This window comes from Streptomyces sp. YPW6 (assembly GCF_018866325.1).
Classification (GTDB): Bacteria; Actinomycetota; Actinomycetes; order Streptomycetales; family Streptomycetaceae; genus Streptomyces.
This window is the reverse complement of sequence record NZ_CP076457.1, coordinates 2,831,347-2,853,324: the sequence shown is the minus strand read 5'-3', so window position 1 is coordinate 2,853,324 and position 21,978 is coordinate 2,831,347. Positions and strand designations below refer to the sequence as shown.

Below are 21,978 nucleotides of genomic sequence, written 5' to 3'. Positions count from 1 at the left end.
ATGCTCGGTATGGGACATCTCGAAGCGGGCCACCTTGAGTACTACCTTCCGGACGGGCGGGTGCTGCTCGGCGATGCCTCGTTCCGGGTGGCCGACGGAGCCGTCGTCGCGCTCGTCGGGGCGAACGGGGCGGGCAAGACGACCCTGCTGCGCCTCCTCGCGGGCGAGCTCCAGCCGCACGGCGGCACGGTGTCGGTGAGCGGCGGGCTCGGCGTGATGCCGCAGTTCGTGGGCTCGGTACGGGACGAGCGGACCGTGCGGGACCTGCTGGTGTCGGTGGCGCAGCCGCGCGTCCGGGAGGCGGCGAAGGCGGTCGACGCGGCCGAGGAGAGAATCCTCACCGTCGACGACGAGGCCGCGCAGATGGCGTACGCGCAGGCGCTGAGCGACTGGGCCGAGGCGCGCGGGTACGAGGCCGAGACGGTCTGGGACATGTGCACGACGGCCGCGCTGGGCGTCCCGTACGAGAAGGCGCAGTGGCGCGAGGTGCGCACGCTCAGCGGCGGCGAGCAGAAGCGGCTGGTCCTGGAGGCGCTGCTGCGCGGGCCCGACGAGGTGCTGCTGCTGGACGAGCCGGACAACTATCTGGACGTCCCCGGCAAGCGGTGGCTGGAGGAGAAGCTGAAGGAGACCCGCAAGACGGTCCTCTTCGTCTCCCACGACCGGGAGCTGCTCTCCCGGGCCGCCGAGAAGATCGTCAGCGTCGAGCCGAGCCCGGCGGGCAGCGATGTGTGGGTGCACGGCGGGAGCTTCGACACGTACCACGAGGCGCGCAAGGAGCGGTTCGCCCGGTTCGAGGAGCTGCTGCGGCGCTGGCAGGAGGAGCACGCCCGGCTGAAGGCGCTCGTCCTGCGGATGCGGCAGCAGGCGGCGAACAGCCCCGACATGGCGAACCGCTACCACGCGATGCAGACCCGCTTCAAGAAGTTCGAGGAGGCCGGGCCCCCGCCGGAGCCGCCGCGCGAGCAGGACATCCGGATGCGGCTGCGCGGCGGCCGGACCGGGGTGCGGGCGGTGACCTGCAAGGGCCTGGAGCTGACCGGGCTGATGAAGCCGTTCGACCTGGAGATCTTCTACGGGGAGCGCGTCGCGGTCCTCGGCTCCAACGGGTCCGGCAAGTCGCACTTCCTGCGGCTGCTGGCGGGGGAGCCGGTCGCGCACACGGGGGAGTGGAAGCTCGGGGCGCGGGTCGTGCCCGGACACTTCGCCCAGACGCACGCGCACCCGGAGCTGCTGGGGAAGACGCTGGTCGAGATCCTGTGGTCCGAGCACGCCAAGGACCGGGGCGGGGCGATGGGGGTGCTGCGGCGGTACGAGCTGGAGCGGCAGGGGGACCAGGCGTTCGACCGGCTCTCCGGCGGGCAGCAGGCGCGGTTCCAGATCCTGCTGCTGGAGCTGGCGGGCACGACCGCGCTGCTGCTCGACGAGCCGACGGACAACCTGGACCTGGAGTCGGCGGAAGCCTTGCAGGACGGTCTCGAGTCGTACGACGGGACGGTGATGGCCGTCACGCACGACCGGTGGTTCGCGAAGTCCTTCGACCGGTATCTGGTCTTCGGCTCGGACGGGGTGGTGCGGGAGACGTCGGAGCCGGTGTGGGACGAGCGGCGGGTGCAGCGGGAGCGCTGACCTCCGGCGGCCGGCCGCGGGGCGGTCACGGGTGCGGTTCTGCGGCGCCGATGCGGCGGGCGCCGCGCCCGGAACGCGGGTGGGGCCGGATGCGTGCGGCCGGTCCGGCCGGCCCGGGGGCGTTTTGACCCGTGTCGGGGGTCGACGGTAGGCTGCCTCTTTGTTATGCGTATCGGCCGCGCCCTCGTGGCGCTCAGGGCCCTTACGTAGGTTCTCTGGAGCAGTTACCAGTGGCTCGCATACGGGCGGATCGTCCCGGCACTGTGAGCCCCAGCTGCATGATCGCTTCAGGGGTGCCATGTGTCTGGACCTCATCCACTGAAGAAGCGAAGGCTACGAAGTGCGTACGTACAGCCCCAAGCCCGGCGATGTCACTCGCCAGTGGCACATCATCGACGCGCAGGACATCGTCCTGGGCCGTCTGGCCACCACGGCTGCCAACCTCCTCCGTGGTAAGCACAAGGCGATCTACGCCCCCCACATGGACATGGGCGACTTCGTCATCATCATCAACGCCGACAAGGTGCACCTGTCCGGCAACAAGAAGACCCAGAAGATGGCGTACCGCCACTCGGGCTTCCCGGGCGGTCTCCGTTCGGTGCGCTACGACGAGCTGCTGGAGAAGAACCCCGAGAAGGCCGTCGAGAAGGCCATCAAGGGCATGATCCCCAAGAACACCCTGGGCCGTCAGATGCTCTCGAAGCTCAAGGTCTACGCGGGCGACCAGCACCCGCACGCTGCTCAGCAGCCGGTCCCGTTCGAGATCACCCAGGTCGCGCAGTAGTTCCGGCCACCCCCTAAGACGTACAGAAAGATCTGAGGAGAATCGTGGCCGAGACCACTGTTGAGAACCCCGTCGAGGGCACCGAGGGCGAGGAGACCTTCGCCGAGGTGACCACCTTCGAGTCCGAGGTTCCCGTCGAGGGCGAGTACACCAGCGAGTCCCTCGCGGGCCGCTTCGGTGACCCGCAGCCCGCCGCCGGCCTGGGCCGTCGCAAGAACGCCATCGCCCGCGTCCGGATCGTTCCGGGCACCGGCAAGTGGAAGATCAACGGTCGCACCCTTGAGGACTACTTCCCCAACAAGGTGCACCAGCAGGAAGTCAACGAGCCCTTCAAGGTGCTCGAGCTCGACGGCCGCTACGACGTCATCGCCCGCATCTCGGGTGGCGGCGTCTCCGGTCAGGCCGGCGCCCTGCGCCTCGGCGTGGCCCGCGCGCTGAACGAGGCGGACGTGGACAACAACCGCGCCACGCTGAAGAAGGCCGGCTTCCTCTCCCGCGACGACCGTGCGGTCGAGCGCAAGAAGGCCGGTCTCAAGAAGGCCCGTAAGGCCCCGCAGTACAGCAAGCGCTAAATATCGCCTGCTCACTGCCACGTTCGCCCCGGCGGCACACTCCGTGCTGCCGGGGCGTTCGTTTATCGACGCTCGCGGGCGTATAACGGCATGAGACGTTCATCGGACCGGATGCGCCGTACGTGTGCCCTGTCTGCCGCCATGCCGGAGCGAGGGCCCGAGGGATGCCGCCCGGCGCACCCTTCTGTCGTTTTTTCGCCGCTTTCGTTGTTTGGTTTCTCAGTTCGTTTGCTGTGCAGTAGTGGTTTGTGGTTTCGGAGCACTTCGGAGGACACCAGTGGGACGACTCTTCGGTACGGATGGGGTACGGGGTGTCGCCAATGCCGACCTGACGGCCGAGCTGGCGCTCGGTCTCTCGGTCGCGGCGGCGCACGTACTCGCCGAGGCAGGCACCTTCGCGGGCCATCGCCCGACCGCCGTGGTCGGACGTGATCCGCGGGCTTCCGGAGAGTTCCTGGAGGCCGCCGTCGTGGCGGGTCTGGCCAGCGCCGGGGTGGACGTGCTGCGCGTCGGCGTGCTGCCGACGCCCGCGGTCGCCCACCTCACCGGCGTGCTCGACGCCGACCTCGGGGTGATGCTCTCCGCCAGCCACAACGCGATGCCCGACAACGGCATCAAGTTCTTCGCGCGCGGCGGCCACAAGCTCGCCGACGACCTGGAGGACCGGATCGAGACGGTCTACGAGCAGCACCGCACCGGTGAGCCGTGGGACCGTCCGACCGGCGCCGGTGTCGGCCGGGTCAGCGACTACGCGGAGGGCTTCGACCGGTACGTCGCCCACCTCGTCGGTGTCCTCCCCAACCGCCTCGACGGACTGAAGGTCGTCCTGGACGAGGCGCACGGCGCCGCCGCCCGCGTCTCGCCCGCCGCGTTCGCGCGGGCCGGAGCGGAGGTCGTCACCATCGGGGCCGAGCCGGACGGCCTGAACATCAACGACGGCTGCGGCTCCACCCACCTGGACCTGCTGCGCGCCGCCGTCGTCGAGCACGGGGCCGACCTCGGCATCGCGCACGACGGGGACGCCGACCGCTGCCTGGCCGTGGACGCGGCGGGCGAGGAGATCGACGGCGACCAGATCCTCGCCGTGCTGGCCCTCGCCATGCGGGAGGCCGGGCAGCTGCGCAAGGACACCGTGGTCGGCACGGTGATGTCGAACCTCGGCTTCAAGCTGGCCATGGAGCGCGAGGGCATCCGGCTCGTGCAGACGGCGGTCGGCGACCGGTACGTCCTGGAGTCGATGAAGGCCGAGGGCTTCGCGCTGGGCGGCGAGCAGTCCGGGCACGTCATCGTCCTCGACCACGCCACGACGGGCGACGGCACGCTGACCGGCCTGATGCTGGCGGCCCGCGTCGCCGCCACCGGCCGGAGCCTCACCGAGCTGGCCGGGGTCATGCAGCGCCTGCCCCAGGTCCTCATCAACGTCCCCGACGTCGACAAGACCCGGGTGAACACCTCGGCCGAGCTGGCCGCGGCGGTCGTCGAGGCGGAGCGCGAGCTCGGCGAGAGCGGGCGTGTGCTGCTGCGCCAGTCGGGTACGGAGCCGCTGGTGCGGGTCATGGTCGAGGCCGCCGACATCGAGCAGGCGCGCGCCGTCGCGAGCCGGCTGGCCGATGTGGTGAAGTCCGCGCTGGGCTGAGCGGACGCCGCACCCGGAGCGGGCCACCCGGGCTCCGTCTCGGCTACCCGGGGACTCGTGGGCCACCCGCCCGGGACTCGTGCGGGCCACCCGGGACTCGTGCGGGCCACCCACTCGGGACCCGTCTGGGGCACCCGGGACCCCTGACCGGGCCACCCGGGGACTCGTGCGGGCCACCTGGGGATGTGTGCGGGTCTCCCGGGACTCGTGCGGGGCCCGCGTGTCCGTACGGGCCACCCGTGGACGGCCTGCCCCCGGCGACCCTGTGCTGCCCCGTGCCGCCAGGTACTCGCCGGGGGCTTTCGCGTGCCCGGGACCGCGGTGGCGGGGCCACGGGGGTGCGGCGTCCGGCGGTCACGCAGGGGGAAGCGCCGGGGCCTCGTCCGTGGGCCCGGGGGAGTGCCGCGTGGGGAGCGCGCGGTCTCGCGGTGGACGTGCGGTGGCGGTGTCACGTGGTGGGGCGGGCGGTGCCTTCCGGCGGGGCGGCGGTGCCCGTCAGGCGGAGGAGGCGGAGGTCCGCGTGACGGCGATCATGGCGGCGTCGTCGTCCAGGCGCCCGCCGACGTGGTCGAGCAGATCGCGCCGGAAGCGGTCGAGGAAGGCGGCGGGGTCGCGCTCGTTCCAGCCGAGGACGCGGTCGGCGAGCGGGTAGAAGACCCCGGCGACGTCGCGGGCCTCGGTGACGCCGTCCGTGTACAGCAGCAGGAGGCTTCCCGGCTCGAACGGGAAGCTGTCGACGTGGTACCGCGGATGAACCAGTTCGCCCAGGCCCAGAGGTGGCGCGGGGCGGGCGGCCTGCATCGTCGTCGGCCGTCCGTCGCGGAGCACCACGGGCGGCGGATGCCCGCAGGAGACCATCCGGACCGGACCGTCCCGATCGGGGATGTCCAGGACGGTGGCGGTGACGAACGTTTCCCCGAAGCTGCCCGCCTCGCCCGGCTCCATCAGGTCCCAGCAGACGCTGCGGTCGAGGTAGGCCACCAGTTCGCTCAGGTCCGCCTCGCGGTGGGCGGCGACCCGGAACGCCCCCAGCAGCAGGGCGGCGTCATTGACCGCGGTCATCCCCTTGCCCCGCACGTCGCCGACGATCAGCCGGGTACCGGAGGTGGTGCGCGCCGCCGCGTACAGGTCCCCGCCGATCTGGGCCTCCGCCTCCGCGGCGAGGTAGAGGGAGGCGGTCCGCAGCGGGCCGATCCGTTCGGGCAGAGGCGGCAGGACCACGCGCTGGGCGGTCTCGGAAACGTACCGGACCTGCGACAGCTCCTTCGCGCGGCGTTCCCGCAGGACGCAGAAGACGACCAGGCTCAGGCCGACCAGCACCAGGGCGATGATCTGCGCCTCGTGGTTGGCCGAGAGCAGCTCGTCCGGGTCGCGGACGACGCCGATCACCGTCTGCGCGACGACCGCCAGCGCGGCGACCAGCCCCACCGTTCCGGGGCCGCCGAGCAGCGGGGTGAACGCGGGGGCGGCGACGAGCAGGGGGCCGAGGTGGATGTGGGGCGGCGCGAGGATGTCGATCACGGTCACCGCGACGATCCAGGCGACCGGGATGGCGACCAGTGCCCACCGGGGGCGAGGCCGTGCGCGGCGCTGGAGCATGGTTCCTCTCTACACCGCTCCCGCCCGCTTCGCACCGGCACGCGCGGCCCGGCCGGGAGGACGGTGCCGCCGGGGCGTGTAGTGCCGGGCTGCCGTGCCGACGCGCCGACTTGCTGTCGGGGCGCGGTGCCGTGTCGTGGTGTCGCCGTGCCGCCGGGGGCTCGGAGTCGTGTCCGCGGTGTCGCGGTGCCGCCGGGGGCTCGGAGTCGTGTCGCCGTCACGGGAGTGCAGGGCCTGGGCGCAGCGCCGTGCCGCCCTCCGGCCGTGCTGCCCGGTCACGCCCCGCCGGTGCGGTCCGTCACCCGGCCGTGCCGCTCGTCGCCGGAGTCCGGGCGCGCCGGACCCTCCGCAGGCCCTTCTGGAGCAGCAGTGTGAGCGTGCCCGCGAGGACGATCCCGGCGAGGTTGGCGAGGAGCTGCCGCCCGGAGCCGGCCGTCTGCTGGTAGTCGGCGTAGCTGAAGGCGACGGCCGCGTTGGCGGCGGCCGGGACCGTCGTCACGGAGATCGCCACGCCGATCAGGGCTCCCGACTTGGCCGAGGTCAGGGAGAGCGTCCCGGCGACGCCCGCCAGGAACGCCACGACGAACGACATCCGGTCCGGGTGCCAGATGAATCCGGTGTTCGGCCGAGGTCTGTCGATCATGTCGTGGGCGAACAGCCCGAACCCGTCCATCAGCCAGGCGAACCCCGCGGTGAGGGCCATCGCCACCGCGAAGCCGCCGATCAGCGCCCACAGTGAGCGGGCGACCAGGCGCGGGGCGCGCTGCACGATGGCCGTGGAGATCCCGGCCAGCGGCCCGAACTCCGGGCCGACCGCCATCGCGCCCACGATCAGCACCGCGTTGTCGAGCATCACGCCGCAGGCGGCGAGCATGGTGGCCAGGGTGAGGAAGGTGACGTAGGTGACGGAGAACGTCGACTCCTCGTGCGTCGCCTCCGTCAGTTCCTCCCACAGCACCGCGTCGGCGCTGTCGCCCGGGGCCGCGCGCTCGGCCCGCTCCGCACGCGAGGAGAGGGTCAGGTCGAGCTTTTCGAGGCTGATCGCCCCGGTCCTGTCGATGCCGAGACGGCGCAGCGCGTCGATCAGCTCGTCGCCGGCCTCCCGCGCCACGTCGCACATCACCACGTCACCGGCGGGGGAGCGGGCGGCGCCCGGCAGGACCACGAGGTGGGCGGTGCCCGCCGTGGACCCCAGCAGGCCGACGACAGCGTCCGTGGTGTCGGCGGGCACGATCAGACGCAGGTGCAGCACGCGGCACGCCCTTCCGGGCCGAGGGTCAGAGCTTGCGCAGGGACAGCTTCTGGACCTTGTGGTCCGGGCCCTTGCGGAGCACCAGAGTGGCACGGCCGCGCGTCGGAGCGACGTTCTCCAGGAGGTTCGGCTTGTTGATGGTCCGCCACATGGTGCGCGCGTAGTCCAGCGCCTCCTCCTCGGAGACCTGGGTGTACTTGCGGAAGTACGAGGACGGGTCCTGGAACGCCGTGGCGCGCAGTTTGCGGAAGCGGTTCAGGTACCAGGTCTCGATGTCCTCGGCGCGCGCGTCCACGTACACGCTGAAGTCGAAGTAGTCGGCGAGCCCGACCCGCGTGCGGCCGTCGCTGCCGGGCAGGGCGGGCTGGAGGACGTTCAGGCCCTCGACGATGAGGATGTCGGGGCGGCGCACGGTCAGCCGCTCGTCGGGGACGATGTCGTAGATCAGGTGCGAGTAGACGGGGGCGGTCACCTCGTCCTTGCCCGCCTTGATGTCCGCGACGAACCGGGTCAGCGCCCGCCGGTCGTACGACTCCGGGAACCCCTTGCGCGAGGTCAGCCCGCGCGCCCGCAGCTCCTTCATCGGCAGCAGGAACCCGTCCGTGGTCACCAGCTCGACGCTCGGGTGCTCGGGCCAGCGGGCCAGGAGCGCCTGGAGGATGCGGGCGCTGGTGGACTTGCCGACGGCGACACTGCCCGCGACCCCTATGACGAACGGGGTCCCCCGCTGCTCCCCGTGGCCGTTCCCGGCGTCCCCCAGGAAGGTGTTCAGCGCGCCGCGCAGCCCGGAGGTGGCCTGGACGTACAGGTTGAGCAGCCGGGACAGCGGCAGGTAGACGTCCCGCACCTCGTCCAGGTCGATGACGTCCCCGAGCCCCCGCAGCCGCTCCACCTCGTCGGCACTCAGCGGCAGCGGCGTCTTGTCCCGCAGGGCGCTCCACTCGTCGCGCGAGAGGTCGACGTACGGGGTCGGCGCGTGCTCGGTGCGGCGCTGGGGGCTCCGTGCGGGCGAAGTGATCACCCTTCATTGTTGCGGCAGTTTCGACGGAGTGGAGGGTGGGGTCGGTCACGTGGGTGGCGGGGCCGCAAGGGCCGTGGGCCCGTCACGGTCGGGGGATCATCTCGATCGCGCCTCCGGCGATCAGCGCCCACGCTCCGACGCCGATCAGCCACCACAGGTCCCCGGCTGCCCCGGCCGCGATGAGAATCACCGCAGCGACAAGCACGGTGTACTCGGTGTGCCGCAGTCGCTGGGTGAAATCGGTTCCCCTCACCCGGTCGGCCTGAGGGTCGACGTGGACCTGCGAGCGGTGCGGACACGAAAACTGCTTGAGGAGCCCATGGCAGAAGCCTGGGCAGGGCGGAGGGCGAGGAGCAGGGCCTGGGAGCGAGAGCGGCGTCAAGGTTGTTTATCGTTTTTCCGTGCGAACAGAAGGAGTGCCTGCCCACAGGGCGGAGGGCCTGAGGTGGTGACGCCGCGGTGGCCGCGTCTTCGCCATCCGGCGCAGGTGGTCGTGGCCGGCTTCGTCGTGGCCGTCGTGGCCGGGACCGGTCTGCTCATGCTGCCGGTGGCCAGGACCGGCCCGGGTGGCGCCGGTGTGCTGGAGTCGTTGTTCACCTCGACTTCCGCTGTGTGTGTGACCGGTCTGGTCGTGGTGGACACACCTGAGTACTGGACCGGGTTCGGGCAGGCGGTGATCCTGGGACTCATCCAGGTGGGCGGCTTCGGCATCATGACCTTCGCCTCCCTGCTGGTTCTGCTGGTGTCCCACCGCTTCGGCCTCAAGGCACGCATGACGGCCGCCGCGGAGACCAAGACCCTGGGACTGGGGGATGTCCGCTCGGTCGTGACCGGTGTGGTCAAGGTCAGCCTGCTGCTGGAGGCGATCACCGCGCTGGTCCTGGCCCTGCGGTTCGCCACCACGTACGACGAGCCGTGGCCCCGGGCACTCTGGCTGGGCGTCTTCCACGCCGTCTCGGCGTTCAACAACGCCGGATTCGCCCTGTACTCCGACAGTCTGATGGGCTTCGTCACCGACCCCTGGATCTGCCTGCCCATCGCCCTGGCCGTCATCGCCGGCGGGCTCGGCTTTCCCGTCCTGTTCGAGCTGCGCCGCCGGTTTCGCAAGCCGCGAGGCTGGTCCCTGCACACCAAGATCGTTCTGTGGGCCACCGGCATCTTCCTGATCGGCGGCAGCGCCTTCATCACCGCACTCGAATGGTCCAACCCCGCCACCCTGGGCCCCCTGGACACCCCCGGCAAACTACTGGCCGGGTTCTTCCAGGGCGTCATGCCACGCACTGCCGGGTTCAACAGCCTCGACACCTCGCAGATGAACCCCGCGAGCTGGCTGGGCACCGACGTGTTGATGTTCATCGGCGGAGCCAGCGCAGGAACCGCCGGAGGTATCAAGGTCACCACCTTCGCGGTGCTGTTCTTCGTCATATACGCCGAGATCCGCGGCGAGGGCGCGGTCAACATCTTCCACCGCCGCCTGCACGGGGACCTCCAGCGCCAGGCCCTGACCGTGGTCCTGCTGTCCGTGGCGGCCGTCGCCGCCACCACCGTGACCTTCATGGTCTTCTCCGATCACAGCCTGGACGAGTCACTCTTCGAGGTCACCTCCGCGTTCGCCACGGTCGGCCTGTCCACCGGTATCACCGCCGATCTCCCCGTCGGGTTGCAGCTGCTGCTGATCGCGTTGATGTTCATCGGCCGGCTCGGCCCCATCACCGTCGCCTCCGCACTCGCCCTGCGCACCCGCGTCCGCCTGTACGACCTTCCCGAGGAGCGACCCGTCATTGGCTAGGAAGACCACCCCCAAGAAGCGCCGCACGGGGGGACCTCAGGGCTCCGTCGTCGTCATCGGACTGGGCCGCTTCGGCCGCGCCCTGGCCCTGGAACTCGTCGACGAGGACACCGAGGTCCTCGGCATCGACGAGAACGCGGAAGTGGTGCAGGCCATATCCGGTTCGCTCACCCACGCCGTGCGGGCCGACTCCACCAAGGAGGACGCCCTGCGTCAGCTGGGCGTCCACGAGTTCGACCGCGCCGTCGTCGCCATCGGCACCGACCTCGAAGCCAGCATCCTCACCGCCTCGCTGCTGATCTCCTTCGGCATCGAGAACGTCTGGGCCAAGGCGGTCAGCAAGGCCCACGGCCGCATCCTCACCCAGCTCGGCGTCCATCACGTCGTCTACCCCGAACACGACATGGGCCAGCGCGTCGCCCACCTCGTACGGGGCCGCATGCTCGACTACATCGAGTTCGAGGACGACTTCGCCATGGTCAAGACCAACCCGCCCGCCGACATCATCGGTCTGCCCCTGGCCAACAGCGCCGTCCGCACCCGCCACGGCATCACCGTCGTCGCCATCAAGCGCCCTGGCGAGGGTTTCACCTACGCCACTCCTGACACCGTCGTGGAGGCGGACGACACGATCATCGTCGCCGGACGCACCCGAGCGACGGAACGCTTCAGCGAACTCCGGTAGACGAAGGCGGCCGGGCCCACAGTGGACTGCGGGCCCGGCTTCGTCTCAACCGTCCTGGGGGTACCAGCGCAGCTCGACCGTGTTGCCGTCCGGGTCGATGACGTAGACGGAGGTGGCCGAACCCCGGGCCCCGAACCGGGAGACCGGGCCCTCCTTCACCGTGAAGACCTCGGAGTCGATGAACTCCTGCCAGTCGAGCTGATCGACGACCAGGCAGATGTGGTCCACATTCGACTCGCCGCGTGGACGGTCCAGCAGGTCGATGATCGTCGTCGGGCTGACCCGGACCGACGGGAACGGGACCTTGCCCGCCCGCCACTCCTCCACCCGGACCGGTTCCAGGCCGAGTGGTCCGCAGTAGAACGCGAGGGCCTTCTCGACATCGCCGACGTTGAGGACGAGGTGGTCGAAGTCCTTGACGCGGACGATCGGCGGTACGGACATGGCTCAGGCCTCCGACGCGTTGGTGACGACGTCCGCCCAGGCGGCCGGGGTGAAGCCGAGGTGGGGGCCGCCGGTGGGGAGTTGCTTGGCGTGGCGTACGTGGACGGTGGTGGCGACCTCGACGCAGTCGGGGCCGTCGTTGGTCCTGTAGCTGCTCCTGAACCACGTCAGCTCGGGGGTGCTCATGTCTCTCCCAGCAGTTTCTCGATGAATTCCCACGACAGCCGGGACGTGAGGGCCTGCGACCGGATGCGGTTGTCGCGCATGTCCAGGATCTGCACCTGCCTCGGATGGCTGATCAGCCCGCTGATGAGCTGAACCTCGTTGTGCCCGACGGTCTTTCCGTCCACGAGCTTAAGGACGCGGTGCGAGCCGCCCGGACCCGCGTGCTCCTCCGCGTTCTTCCGCATCGCCGAGACCTTGCCGTTCCCGCGCAGGACGGCCTGGGCCGAGGTGGCGATCACCGGATCGTGACGGGCGCGATCCGGTGGGCGGGGGAGGCGCCGGGAGTGCGGGTCACCGGGTCGTGGTCCACCGCGACGTGGTGACCCGTGACGTGGTGCCCCACGACGTAAAAGCCTTTCCGTACCTGTCTTTGATCACTGGAGAAATAACCCAACCCACCCCCCCGTGTGGACCTCTGCGGGCCCCGGTCGGCTCGGGGGTCAGCTCGGGCGAGACGCGATCACTCGCATGGGTGAAGTGTGCCAACCGGGCTGCATTTATGACCTGTTGGCGGGCATATGCTCACGCTGACCACCACATCAGACATGAGACGGCCCCCGGCCGGGACTGGCATCCCGACCGAAGGCCTCACCACCAAGGAAGAAGAAGCTTCCCGATGGATACCCAGCAGGTTAGCGCGCCCTCCCGCGCCTCGTCCGCCGGTGTCGTGCACATCAACATCCGGCTCACCGACGGCTACACGGTCATCTCCAACCGGCTCTCCCAGCACCGAGGTCTCTCCCTGCTGGCGATCGGCCTCGGCACCTACATCCAGTCGCTGCCCGACGGGTGGCGCATCGGCGTCAAGGCGCTCGCCGCGCGTTTCCCGGAGAGCGAGGTCCGCATCGCCGCCGCGCTGCGGGAGTTGGAGCAGCACGGATTCCTGCGCCGCACCCGGGAGCGGGTCGGCGGCGGGCGGCTGGCCACGCGCACGGAGTCGTACAACCACCCGGAGGCGGCGGTCCGGGGACGGGGGCGCGGGCGGCCGGCTGCGCCCGTGGTTCCCGCTGCGGCAACGGCTGTTCCCGTGGCTGCCGCTGGGCCTGCAGGCGGACCCGCGCCGGAGCCCGTACGCGTACCGGAGCCGGAGCCTGCTCGCGTACCGGAACCGGAGTCGGAGCCTGCTCGCGTACCGGAGCCGGAGTCTGCTCGCGTACCGGAGTCCGTGCGCGTAGCCGTGCTGGAGTGCGAGCCCGTACGCGCCCCCTTGCCGGAGCCGGAGCCGGAGCCGGAGCCGGAGCCGGAGCCGGAGCCGGAGCCGGAGCCGGAGCCCGTCCCCGTGCCGGTGCCCGCGCCCGCCCTCGTGCCCGCCCCCGCCCCCGGTCCACGTCTCGTGCCGACGCCCACCGCTCCCCGTAAGCCGCGCGTGCCGCTGCCCGCCCCGCAGCGGCCCACCGAGGGCCTGTACGCTGCGGCGGCCGGTCTGCTCGCCGGGCTCCACCGGACCGCGCCCCTGTTCCTCCTCTCCGAGGAGGACGTGCGCGGGCTCGTTCCCGGGGTGGCCGCCTGGCTGGAGCGCGGGGCGCGGCCGGATGCCGTACAGGCGGCGATCACCGATGATCCGCCGGTCCCCCTCCGGCATCCCGCCAAACTGCTGCGGCACCGGCTCGCCACGCTGATCCCGCCGCCTCCGCCCGCCGCTGTGCCCGTCGTCCCGCTCCAGAACTGCGACGACTGCGACCGGGCCTTCCGCTCGTCCGTGCCGGGGCGCTGCCGGGGGTGCCGCGACGCGCGTGCGTGTGCCGACGCGCCCTGTCCCACCGGCTCCTGATCAGCCGGACCGGCGCCTTTCTCCGTGTGTGGGGCGGCTCGGGCGGATTCCGTCGCCCGCCCCCGCGCGGGCACATGACTCCCGGGCTCGCCGGGTACCGGGCGCCGCCCCCGGCACCGTTCAACCCTGCTCGCCGCGATGGTGGTCCACGAGGCGGGTGAGCAGGTCGGTCAGGGTCTGCCGGTCGGCTGCGCCCAGCGGGGCGAGAAAGTCGTCCTGCGCGGCGGCGAGCAGTTCGTCGAGACGGGTGAGCTCCCGGCGGCCCGCCGCGGTGATGCGGATGATGTTGCGGCGGCGGTCCCCCGGGTCGGGTGCCCGGTCGAGGAGTCGCCGCTCGGCCAGGTCGTTGACGGTGGCCACCATGTCGCTGCGGTCGATGCCGGTACGGCGGCCCAGGGCTGCCTGGCTGGACGGGCCGTACTCCTCCGACGCGGCGAGCAGCGCGTAGTGGTAGCGCCGGACTCCGGCCCCGGCGAGCGCGCGGTCCACGATCCGGTTGGCGGCCAGGGCCGCCTGGTTGGTCAGCCTGCTGGGCAGTGCGCGCAGCCGCCGCGGCGGCGTCCCTTCGTCGATGTCCACGGAACGCAATCTAGCAAGTCGTTGGCCCGACCCACGATCCGACGTATGGTGGGTCGTGCCAACGTTGGCGCAACCAACGACATGGAAGGCCCTGACCATGATCAAGCCGTTCCGCATCGACATCCCCCAGGCCGACCTCGACGACCTGAACGACCGGCTCTCGCGCACACGCTGGCCCGACGAGATCGCCGGCGCCGGATGGGACTACGGATTCCCGCTCGCGCGGCTGAGGGGGCTGGCCGAGCACTGGCGCACCGGATACGACTGGCGCGAGCACGAGGCCGAGCTCAACGAACTGGCCCACTTCACCACCGAGATCGACGGCCAGAACGTGCACTTCGTCCATGTGCGCTCTCCGCAGCCGGACGCGCTCGCGCTGATCCTCACCCACGGCTGGCCCGGGTCCTTCCTGGAGTTCCTCGACGTGATCGAGCCGCTGGCGCGCGACTTCCATCTGGTGATCCCGTCCATCCCGGGCTACGGCTTCTCCGGGCCGACCCACGAGCGCGGCTGGGACACCGTCCGGGTCGCGCGGGCCTGGGCGGAGCTGATGCGGCGTCTCGGGTACGAGCGGTACGGCGCGCAGGGCGGTGACTTCGGCTCGGGCATATCGACGGCGCTCGGCGCGGTGGCGCCCGAGCGGGTCGTCGGAGTGCACGTCAACTACCTCCCGACCCGGCCGGATCCGGACGCCGCTGTGGACCTCTCCGCGGATGACGAGGCCCGGCTGGACAAGATCCGGCGGCTGATGGCGGACCGGCCGCCCTACCAGGCGTTGCAGGCCACCACTCCGCAGACCATCGGCTACGCGCTCACCGACTCGCCCGTCGGCCAGCTGGCCTGGATCGCCGAGCGCTTCGACCGGTGGACGGACCCCCGTACGGCGGTCGACGACGAACGCGTGCTCACCGACGTATCGCTGTACTGGCTCACCGCCACCGCGGCCTCCTCGGCGCGGCTGCACCGTGAGTCGGCGCGGCGCGGCGAGCCGTGCCCGGTACCGCTCGGCGTGGCGGTGTTCGCCCACGACATCACGCAGTCGGTCCGGCCGCTGGCCGAGCGGCGGTACGACGTCCGGCACTGGTCGGAGTTCGACCGGGGCGGCCACTTCGCGGCGATGGAGGTGCCGGAGCTGCTCGCCGAGGACGTCCGGGCCTTCTTCCTCGGCCTGACCGGCCGCGTCGCGCGGGGATGACCCGGCGGGCGGGAGCCGGCGGGGCGGCGGAGCCCTTCGCGAAAGAGAACCGGGCGGCGTGTCGATCGGGCCGGGTCCCGTTCGTCGTCATGGTGTAAGCAGCCCGGACGAGGGCTGGGACCACGAGGGACCGGTACCACGCGTCCCGACAGGCGACAGGAGCCGATCATGAAGTACATGCTGCTGATCCACAGCGGGGCCGTCGACGAGCAGGGCGGCGCGCCGCAGTGCACCGTCGAGGACTGGATGGCGTACGACAAGGCCGTCCGCGACGCCGGAATCCACGTCTCCGGGGAGTCCCTGGCCGACCTGGTCACCGCGACCACCGTCCGGGTCTCGCCCACGGGGGAGCGGACCGTCACGGACGGGCCCTTCGCCGAGACCAAGGAGCTGCTGGGCGGGTTCCTCGTGATCGACGTACCCGACCTCGACGCCGCCCTGGACTGGGCCGCGCGCTGTCCCGGCTCGCGCGACGGGGGCGCGGTCGTGGTCCGGCCGGTCGCCGACTTCGGGGCCTGAGAGCCGTGGCGGACGAGGACGCCCCGGCGGGGGACAGCCCCTCGGCGGCCGGTGCGGGCGCCCCGGCGGGGGAGGGCACACCCGCGGGGGACGGCATCCCGGCGGCCGGAGAGGGTGCGTCGGTGGGGGACAGCCCCTCGGCGGCCGGTGCGGGTGCGTCTGTGGGGGACGGCATCCCGGCGGCCGGTGCGGGCGCCTCGGCCGGGGAGGCGGGGAGCGCCGTCGAGGCGGTGTTCCGGGAGGAGCGCGGGCTGCTGCTCGCCTCCCTCGTCCGCCGGTTCGGGGACCTCGACCTGGCCGAGGAGGTGACGTCCGAGGCGATCGAAGCGGCCCTGCGGCACTGGCCCGCCGAGGGCGTCCCCGACCGCCCCGGGGCCTGGCTGCTGACGACCGCACGGCGCAAGGCCGTGGACCGGCTGCGGCGCGACCAGGCGTACGCGGCCCGGCTCGCGGTGCTCCGGGCCGACGCCGAACGGGCCGAGGCCGTCGCGCCCCCGGCGGACGCCGCCGGGGGCGGCGCACTGCCCGACGACCGGCTTCAGCTGTTCTTCACCTGCACCCACCCCGCCCTCGCCGCCGAGGACCGCGCCGCCCTCACCCTGCGCTGTCTCGCCGGGCTCACCACACCGGAGGTGGCCCGCGCCTTCCTCGTGCCGACGGCCACCATGGCCCAGCGCATCGTGCGGGCGAAGAGGAAGATCCGCGAGGCCCGGATCCCCTTCCGGGTGCCCGGGGCCGACGAACTGCCCGAGCGGCTGCCCGGAGTGCTCCAGGTCGTCTACTCGGTGTTCACGGAGGGGTACGCGGCCAGCTCCGGCCCGTGTCTCCAGCGGCCGGCCCTGGCGGAGGAGGCGGTCCGCCTCGCCCGGATACTGCACCGCCTGCTGCCCGCCGAACGGGAGAGCGCCGGGCTCCTCGCGCTGCTGCTCCTCGTCCACGCCCGGCGCGACGCGCGGACGGGCCCCGAGGGCGAGCCGGTGCTCCTGGAGGAGCAGGACCGGGGGCGCTGGGACCGGGCGATGATCGAGGAGGGCCGTGCGCTGGTGGTCCGGGCGCTGACCGGCGGACCGGCCGGGCCCTACGGGGTGCAGGCGGCCATCGCCGCCCTGCACGACGAGGCGGCGGACGTGGAGTCCACGGACTGGGCGCAGATCACGGCCCTGTACGACGTGCTGCTCACCCTCACGCCGTCCCCCGTGGTGGCGGTCAACCGCGCCGTGGCGGTGGCGATGCGGGACGGACCGGGGGCCGGGCTCGCGCTGCTGGACGCGCTGGCGGGGGAGCCGAGGCTGCGGGCGTACGCGCCGTACGCGGTGGCGCGGGGTGATCTGCTGCGCCGGCTGGGGCGGGACGGCGAGGCCGCCGAGGCGTACCGGGAGGCCCTGGAACACGCGGGCACCGGGCCGGAGCGGGCCGCCCTGCGACGGAAGCTGGGCGCGTAGCGGCGGGTGGTGCCCGGCCCTACAGCAGGACGAACGCCACCGTCACCGCGAACGCCACCGTGAGCACCCCGTACAGGCCGGTCTTCCACTTCGGGGCCTCGTACGTCTCACCGGCCCGGGCCGCCGCCTTCATCCTCGGCAGCTCCGGCTTGAGCGCCAGCACCAGCAGCGCCACGGCGAGCATCGAGGCGGAGAACATGACCAGCGCCTCCACCTCCCCGTGGCCGCGCAGGCCGGAGGCGCCCAGGACGGCGACCGCACCGGCGGCGGGCGCGATCAGGGAGAGGAGCGTGGCCTTGCCGTTCCTGAAGGTGAAGTGGACCGCCGCGAGCAGCAACGCGGAGGTCGCCAGTGCCACCAGCCACCACTGCGCCGTCGTCAAGCTCTCTGCCTGCACGCTTCTTCTCCCGTTCGTTCCGTCGTGCGAAGTGCCGCGCGGGTGGGCGGCGCCGGGTCCGGCACCGCCCACCCGCGTCGGCCGGCCCCGGTCAGCTCCAGTTGAGCAGACCGATGGCCGCCGTCGTCGTGTCCTCCAGGAAGCCGGACACCTTCATGCCGACCTCGTCCGCGATGCCCGACAGACTGCTGCCGACCTTCTTGGACACGTGGGCCACGGCTCGGCCCTTCCCGAAGAACAGGGCGCTCACGGCGAACGTGCCCAGATTCTTCTTGAAATCGTCCGTCCCCCAGCTCGCGATGACGTTCACGCCGCCCGCCAGCAGGGAGACTCCTCCCGCGATCAGGGAGACGCCGCCGAGGAACGCGGCCGCGCCCTGGCCGACGACCGGGATCCAGCCGACCGCCAGCGCCGCTCCGCCCGCGACGGCCGAGACCGTACCGGCGATGGTGCTGACCCGGCCGGAGTACTTGATCCACTCGTCCTGGGTCAGGCCGAGGAACTCACCGTCCTCCTCCGCCTTGCTCGTGTCGTTGGCGGCGCTGTCGGCCGGGTTCCTGCCGCTCTCCGCGTCCTCCTTCGCCTTGCGTTCCGCTTCGGCCGCGGCGGCGGCGATCTCCTGCTGCCGCTTCTCGCGGGCGATGCGGTGCGCGTCGGAGGCGACCGCGGCCGCCTCCGAGGCGTCCTTGCCCGCCTGCTCGGCGGAGGCGCGGGCGCTCGCCGCGGACTGCGCGGCGGACGCGGCCGATGCCTGGGCCCGCCCGGCGGAGGCGTAGGCCTGGTTCATGGAGTAGTTCGCGGCCCGTGCGGCGGACCGGGCCACCACGGCGGCGCTCTCGGCGCGCTGGGCGGAGGCGGCGGCGCGCGCCGCGGACGCGTCGGCGGCCTCGGCGTTGGTGCGCGCCTTGGTGGCCGCGTCCTCCGCGGCCTTGGCGTAGCCCTTGGCCTTGTCCGCCCAGTCCGCCGCCTCCTCGGCCGCCTGCCGGGCTTCCGCCGCCGCCTTCGAGGCGCGCGCGGCGTCCTCCAGGGCCCGCTGGGCGATCTGCGCGGCGTGCGCGATGGCGGCCCGGATCGCGGCGACGTGCGTCTCGGCGTCGTGGTCGAGGCGGGCGACGTTGAACTGGTCGTGCGCCACGAAGGACCGCCGCATGAGGGCGGACCCCTCCAGGACGACCTTGGCCGCCGAACGGAGATAGGCCCCGCCCTCGTTGAGGATCTTGAAGACCTCGACGGTGTCGTCTTCCTTGACCGCCTCGACGTACTCCGTGCTCAGGAAGCGGAACAGCGCCTCAGGACTGCCGTCGGCGAGGGCCGCCTCCGCCTTGTCCTTGACCGCGCGGCCGGGGTCCTGGCCGAGGATCGTGAAGATCTTGACGCGGTTCTCGGTGGCGGCCGAATCGGTCATGCCCGCTTCGAGGAACGCGCTCGCCGCGTCGGGCTCCTCGCTCTTCAGCGCCACATGCGCGCCGGCCGCGACATCCGGCGCCGCCATCTCGGCCAGGGCGAGGACCGTCTCGCGGTCGTCCTGCCGCTGGGCCGCCGGGCGGTCGACGTCGATCCAGTTGAGGATCTCGTAGTCGCCCGCCGCGAGCGCGAACTCCGCCGCCTGGCGCGTCCACGTCCCGTGGCTGTCGAGCAGTCTGACCGCGGCCTGGCGGCCCGTGGCCACCGCGCGCGGCTGGTCCCCGGCGGTGAGCGCCTCCTGCGCCTGCGCGACGAGATCGCGGATCTCCTGCGCCATCTGGTCGCTCTGGGTGCGCTGGTGGGCGATCCGGTCCAGGGCCTCCTGCTCCTGGGCGGCCTTGAGGCGGGCCGCGACGATGCCGACCTCGGTGTCCTGCTCGATGCGCTGCGCCTCGGCCTCGCGGGCCGCCGCCTCGACCTCCGTCGCCTCCGTGACGGCGTCGGCCGCGGTGTTGGCGGCCTTCACGGCCTCCTCGGCGAAGATGCGGGAGCGCTTGGCGTACTCGACCGCCTCTCCGGCGTGCGCGGCCGCTTCCTCGGCTGCGTCGGCGGCCTTCTCGGCGTGCGCGGCGGCGGAGTTGGCCGCTTTGTGCGCGGCGGAGGCCGCTGCCGCGGCCTTGCCCGCCAGCTGCCGGGAGAGAGCGGCCGCCCGGGTGGCGCGGGCCGCCTGTGCGTTGGCGTCGGCGGCGGCCTCACGGGCCTTGCGGGCCTCGGCGGTGGCGGCGCCGGCGGCGTTGGCCGCGTCGGCGGAGGCGTTGGCGGCGGCCGCGGCGTTGCCGGCCGCGGAGGCGGCGGCGGCACCGGCAGCCGAGGCCTGCGTGGAGGCGATGGAAGCCTGGTCGGCGGCCTTCGCGGCGGTGCGCGCCTTTGCGGCGGCGTCCCGGGCGCCCTTGGCCGCCGAGAGCGCGGCGGATGCCTTGCTCGCGTCACCGGAGGCGGCGATGGCGGCGTTGTAGGCGCGTGAGGCCGCGCGGCCGGCCACGGCGGCGGCCGCGGCGGCCGCCTGTGCGGCGCTCGCCGCCCGCTGCGATGCGGACTGCGCGGCCCGCGAGGCGCTGATCGCGGTCTGCGCCGCGCGAGCGGCCCCGCGTGCCGCGTCGGACGCCTTGTTGGCGGCCGCCGCCGACTTGCGTACGTCGTTCTGCGCGGCCTGGGCCTCGGCCGCCGCGACGAGCGCGGCCTCCTTGGCCTTGATCGCCGCTTCCTTCGCCTGCTCGGACGCGGCGACGGCCTTGTCCGTCTTGAGCCGCGCCTGCTTGCCCTCGCGTTCGACGATCGACACGAGCTGGTCGATCGTGGCCGCTTCCTCGTCGCGCGCACGGGCGATGTGCTGACCGGTGTTCAGGAACCACTGGATCGCCTTCGCGGACCCGTCCTGCAGCGCGCGCTGCGCGTACTCCTTCACCTGGGGCGAGGCGGTGGCGAGGATCTTGAAGACCTCGACCCGTTCGTCCTCCTCCCGGCCGTCGAAGCGGGTTTCGAGGAGGAACTTCTCCAGTGACTCCTGGGTGTCCGCGTCCAGAGCGGTGTTCGCGCGGCTCTTGACGCCCGTGCCGCCGCTCTCCATGACCCGGAGGACCTCGGCCCGGAGGTCGGTCTTGAGCGGCGCCAGATACCCGTCCTTGAGGTACGCGGCGATCGCCTCGTCGCCGCCGGACAGCGCCCGGCCCGCCGCCGCCTGGACGGACCGGCCCGCCCAGGCGAGGCCCTGGAACACGGCCACCCGGTTGTCCTCGGCCCGTGCCGGGGCGAGTTCGCCCGACAGGAACGCCGCGATCCGGGCGTCGTTGCCGAGCAGCGCGGCGGCGGCGGCCTCCCGTACGGCACGGCCACCGGTCAGGTACGCCCACAGCACCTGGCCGCGGTCGGTGTCCGGGAGGTTGTCGGGCAGATCGGAGACGGTGTCCGCGGCGTACGCCGGGGCCCCGGACAGGACGAGCGAGCCGGGAACGGCGGCGACGGCGGTCATCGCGGAGAGCGTGGTGAGGATGCGGCGTCTGCTCCACATGGTGGGTGGCACGACGGAATTCCTTTCGGTGCGGGAACGCTGGACGCGCCCTCACCGGGGTGAGGGCGCCGGTCGCGCTACGCACGGCGGCATGGCGGCACAGCCCCGGGGCTGTCCGGCGGGACAGCCCCGCGGCCGCCCTGCCGCCGGCGCTCCTTCGAGGTGTGTACCGGTCGTCAGCCCGAGGTGACGATCTCCACGAGCACGTGCTCGCGGCCTTCCGGGTCGGCCGTCTCGCCCACCGGGGCCCAGGAGTTGGCCGCCACGTCGTACTGGTGGTCCTCGCCGTCGACCGTGGTGGACAGCTCGGTCGCGTACTCCGTGGTCCGGACGCCGTAGACGGCGGGCAGCTCCAGGCTCAGATAGCCGGAGGGGCCCGTGGTCCGGAAGCAGAACTTGTCGGTGTTCTCGTGACGTACGTAGATCTCCAGCAGATCCGGAGAGCTGCCGCACTGCGCCAGCACGATGTGTCCGTCGCCCCGCTTCAGCAGGATCCCCTGCTCGGCGAGGATCTTGTCGGCCTGGGGATAGGCGAAGTCCTCCACGGCGTAGCCCGGACCCTCGTCCGCCACCGAACTGAGCCTCAACTTCTCCTCGGACGAATCCGGTTGTCCTGCCACGAGTGCTGTCGCGACCACCCCGGACAGGGCGCCCGCAGCCAGGACGGACGTCAGTACGCGCCTTCTCAAAACCCCTCCTCGCATCACCGGAAGGTGTCCCGAGCCCTCTGCTCGTACCCCGCTGTCACCTTCCAGGTGAGCTCAGCCCAACAGCTGCCGCACCCGAAGGCAAGCAAGTCGCGTACGGCATAAGCGACATGGGAGAAAGGGCGCTGTGATCTTCGACACGCCGACGGAAAGGTTGTATGAAGATCGGCGTCGATCGCGTCACGAAGTTTTCCCGAGGTCCGAAAACTGCGCCCCGGCCCCGGAATGCCGTTGCCTCCGCAATCGCGGGGTATGTCGGC

General features: G+C 72.2%; 21 protein-coding genes. 10 read left to right on the top strand and 11 right to left on the bottom strand.

Going from position 1 to position 21,978, the window contains the following annotated elements; all coding sequences use genetic code 11:
* The first annotated feature begins 9 nt into the window (after positions 1-9).
* The 4 genes from KME66_RS12305 to glmM all read left to right on the top strand — a co-directional run bounded on the left by KME66_RS12305 (position 10) and on the right by glmM (position 4,621).
* A complete protein-coding gene (locus tag KME66_RS12305) occupies positions 10-1,629 on the top strand; it encodes an ABC-F family ATP-binding cassette domain-containing protein (RefSeq protein WP_216321878.1) in 1,620 nt (539 codons plus the stop codon).
* A 340-nt stretch (positions 1,630-1,969) separates the two neighbouring features.
* Positions 1,970-2,413 carry a 50S ribosomal protein L13 gene (rplM, locus tag KME66_RS12300; protein ID WP_073220235.1) on the top strand — a complete coding sequence of 148 codons (444 nt, stop codon included), beginning with the start codon at positions 1,970-1,972 and terminating at the stop codon, positions 2,411-2,413.
* Positions 2,414-2,457: 44 nt separating this feature from the next.
* Positions 2,458-2,985, top strand: coding sequence for a 30S ribosomal protein S9 (gene rpsI, locus KME66_RS12295; RefSeq protein ID WP_010058767.1), 528 nt, complete (start codon positions 2,458-2,460; stop codon positions 2,983-2,985).
* A 277-nt stretch (positions 2,986-3,262) separates the two neighbouring features.
* Positions 3,263-4,621, top strand: a complete 1,359-nt coding sequence (gene glmM / locus KME66_RS12290; protein WP_073220237.1) for a phosphoglucosamine mutase — start codon at positions 3,263-3,265, stop codon at positions 4,619-4,621.
* Between the two features lie 495 nt (positions 4,622-5,116).
* Here glmM and KME66_RS12285 read toward each other — a convergent pair whose 3' ends face one another.
* From KME66_RS12285 to KME66_RS12270, 4 genes are all read right to left on the bottom strand, one after another.
* A complete protein-coding gene (locus KME66_RS12285) occupies positions 5,117-6,220 on the bottom strand; it encodes a PP2C family protein-serine/threonine phosphatase (protein WP_216321875.1) in 1,104 nt (367 codons plus the stop codon).
* Between the two features lie 298 nt (positions 6,221-6,518).
* Positions 6,519-7,472, bottom strand: coding sequence for a DUF389 domain-containing protein (locus KME66_RS12280; protein ID WP_216321873.1), 954 nt, complete (start codon positions 7,470-7,472; stop codon positions 6,519-6,521).
* Between the two features lie 25 nt (positions 7,473-7,497).
* A complete protein-coding gene (gene coaA / locus KME66_RS12275) occupies positions 7,498-8,493 on the bottom strand; it encodes a type I pantothenate kinase (RefSeq protein WP_073220246.1) in 996 nt (331 codons plus the stop codon).
* Positions 8,494-8,575: 82 nt separating this feature from the next.
* A complete protein-coding gene (locus KME66_RS12270; protein WP_178378960.1) occupies positions 8,576-8,746 on the bottom strand; it encodes a hypothetical protein in 171 nt (56 codons plus the stop codon).
* A gap of 195 nt (positions 8,747-8,941) precedes the next feature.
* On the opposite strand from KME66_RS12270, the gene KME66_RS12265 reads away from it, so the two are divergent.
* Complete coding sequence (locus tag KME66_RS12265) at positions 8,942-10,282, top strand: TrkH family potassium uptake protein (RefSeq protein WP_216329281.1); 1,341 nt, start codon at positions 8,942-8,944, stop codon at positions 10,280-10,282.
* Positions 10,275-10,967 carry a TrkA family potassium uptake protein gene (locus KME66_RS12260; protein ID WP_216321871.1) on the top strand — a complete coding sequence of 231 codons (693 nt, stop codon included), beginning with the start codon at positions 10,275-10,277 and terminating at the stop codon, positions 10,965-10,967. Before KME66_RS12265 ends, KME66_RS12260 begins: the two co-directional genes overlap by 8 nt.
* 45 nt (positions 10,968-11,012) lie before the next feature.
* Here the strand turns inward: KME66_RS12260 and KME66_RS12255 are convergent, their stop codons facing one another.
* From KME66_RS12255 to KME66_RS12245, 3 genes are read right to left on the bottom strand one after another with little or no spacing between them, the layout of a single operon-like run.
* Positions 11,013-11,411: a VOC family protein gene (locus KME66_RS12255; protein ID WP_216321867.1), complete on the bottom strand. Its 399-nt coding sequence runs from the start codon at positions 11,409-11,411 to the stop codon at positions 11,013-11,015.
* Positions 11,412-11,414: 3 nt separating this feature from the next.
* The gene (locus KME66_RS12250; RefSeq protein ID WP_216321864.1) at positions 11,415-11,597 is read right to left on the bottom strand and encodes a DUF397 domain-containing protein; all 183 of its coding nucleotides are present in this window, start codon (positions 11,595-11,597) and stop codon (positions 11,415-11,417) included.
* The gene (locus KME66_RS12245; protein ID WP_253208313.1) at positions 11,594-11,875 is read right to left on the bottom strand and encodes a DNA-binding protein; all 282 of its coding nucleotides are present in this window, start codon (positions 11,873-11,875) and stop codon (positions 11,594-11,596) included. The genes KME66_RS12250 and KME66_RS12245 overlap by 4 nt, the downstream gene beginning before the upstream one ends.
* 377 nt (positions 11,876-12,252) lie before the next feature.
* Here KME66_RS12245 and KME66_RS12240 point away from each other — a divergent pair, with 377 nt between their 5' ends.
* Positions 12,253-13,407, top strand: coding sequence for a hypothetical protein (locus tag KME66_RS12240; RefSeq protein ID WP_216321861.1), 1,155 nt, complete (start codon positions 12,253-12,255; stop codon positions 13,405-13,407).
* 120 nt (positions 13,408-13,527) lie between these two features.
* Here the strand turns inward: KME66_RS12240 and KME66_RS12235 are convergent, their stop codons facing one another.
* On the bottom strand, positions 13,528-13,986 hold the full coding sequence (locus tag KME66_RS12235; RefSeq protein ID WP_216321858.1) for a MarR family winged helix-turn-helix transcriptional regulator: 459 nt from the start codon (positions 13,984-13,986) through the stop codon (positions 13,528-13,530).
* A gap of 97 nt (positions 13,987-14,083) precedes the next feature.
* Between KME66_RS12235 and KME66_RS12230 the strand changes: the two genes are divergently transcribed.
* The 3 genes from KME66_RS12230 (at position 14,084) to KME66_RS12220 (ending at position 17,142) form a co-directional block, all read left to right on the top strand.
* Complete coding sequence (locus tag KME66_RS12230; protein WP_216321855.1) at positions 14,084-15,181, top strand: epoxide hydrolase family protein; 1,098 nt, start codon at positions 14,084-14,086, stop codon at positions 15,179-15,181.
* A gap of 168 nt (positions 15,182-15,349) precedes the next feature.
* Positions 15,350-15,700 carry a YciI family protein gene (locus tag KME66_RS12225; RefSeq protein ID WP_073220265.1) on the top strand — a complete coding sequence of 117 codons (351 nt, stop codon included), beginning with the start codon at positions 15,350-15,352 and terminating at the stop codon, positions 15,698-15,700.
* 161 nt (positions 15,701-15,861) lie between these two features.
* Positions 15,862-17,142: a DUF6596 domain-containing protein gene (locus tag KME66_RS12220; protein WP_073220484.1), complete on the top strand. Its 1,281-nt coding sequence runs from the start codon at positions 15,862-15,864 to the stop codon at positions 17,140-17,142.
* A gap of 19 nt (positions 17,143-17,161) precedes the next feature.
* Here the strand turns inward: KME66_RS12220 and KME66_RS12215 are convergent, their stop codons facing one another.
* From KME66_RS12215 to KME66_RS12205, 3 genes are all read right to left on the bottom strand, one after another.
* Positions 17,162-17,539 carry a hypothetical protein gene (locus KME66_RS12215; protein WP_216321851.1) on the bottom strand — a complete coding sequence of 126 codons (378 nt, stop codon included), beginning with the start codon at positions 17,537-17,539 and terminating at the stop codon, positions 17,162-17,164.
* Between the two features lie 91 nt (positions 17,540-17,630).
* The gene (locus KME66_RS12210) at positions 17,631-21,023 is read right to left on the bottom strand and encodes an ALF repeat-containing protein (protein WP_216321849.1); all 3,393 of its coding nucleotides are present in this window, start codon (positions 21,021-21,023) and stop codon (positions 17,631-17,633) included.
* Positions 21,024-21,187: 164 nt separating this feature from the next.
* Positions 21,188-21,700: a hypothetical protein gene (locus KME66_RS12205; RefSeq protein ID WP_253208312.1), complete on the bottom strand. Its 513-nt coding sequence runs from the start codon at positions 21,698-21,700 to the stop codon at positions 21,188-21,190.
* Between the last annotated feature and the right edge of the window lie 278 nt (positions 21,701-21,978).

Coding starts and splice junctions, on each gene's coding strand:
- KME66_RS12305 (WP_216321878.1), top strand. CDS start 10: ATGGGACATCTCGAAGCGGGCCACCTTGAGTACTACCTTCCGGACGGG.
- KME66_RS12285 (WP_216321875.1), bottom strand. CDS start 6,220: ATGCTCCAGCGCCGCGCACGGCCTCGCCCCCGGTGGGCACTGGTCGCC.
- KME66_RS12255 (WP_216321867.1), bottom strand. CDS start 11,411: ATGTCCGTACCGCCGATCGTCCGCGTCAAGGACTTCGACCACCTCGTC.
- KME66_RS12250 (WP_216321864.1), bottom strand. CDS start 11,597: ATGAGCACCCCCGAGCTGACGTGGTTCAGGAGCAGCTACAGGACCAAC.
- KME66_RS12240 (WP_216321861.1), top strand. CDS start 12,253: ATGGATACCCAGCAGGTTAGCGCGCCCTCCCGCGCCTCGTCCGCCGGT.
- KME66_RS12230 (WP_216321855.1), top strand. CDS start 14,084: ATGATCAAGCCGTTCCGCATCGACATCCCCCAGGCCGACCTCGACGAC.
- KME66_RS12225 (WP_073220265.1), top strand. CDS start 15,350: ATGAAGTACATGCTGCTGATCCACAGCGGGGCCGTCGACGAGCAGGGC.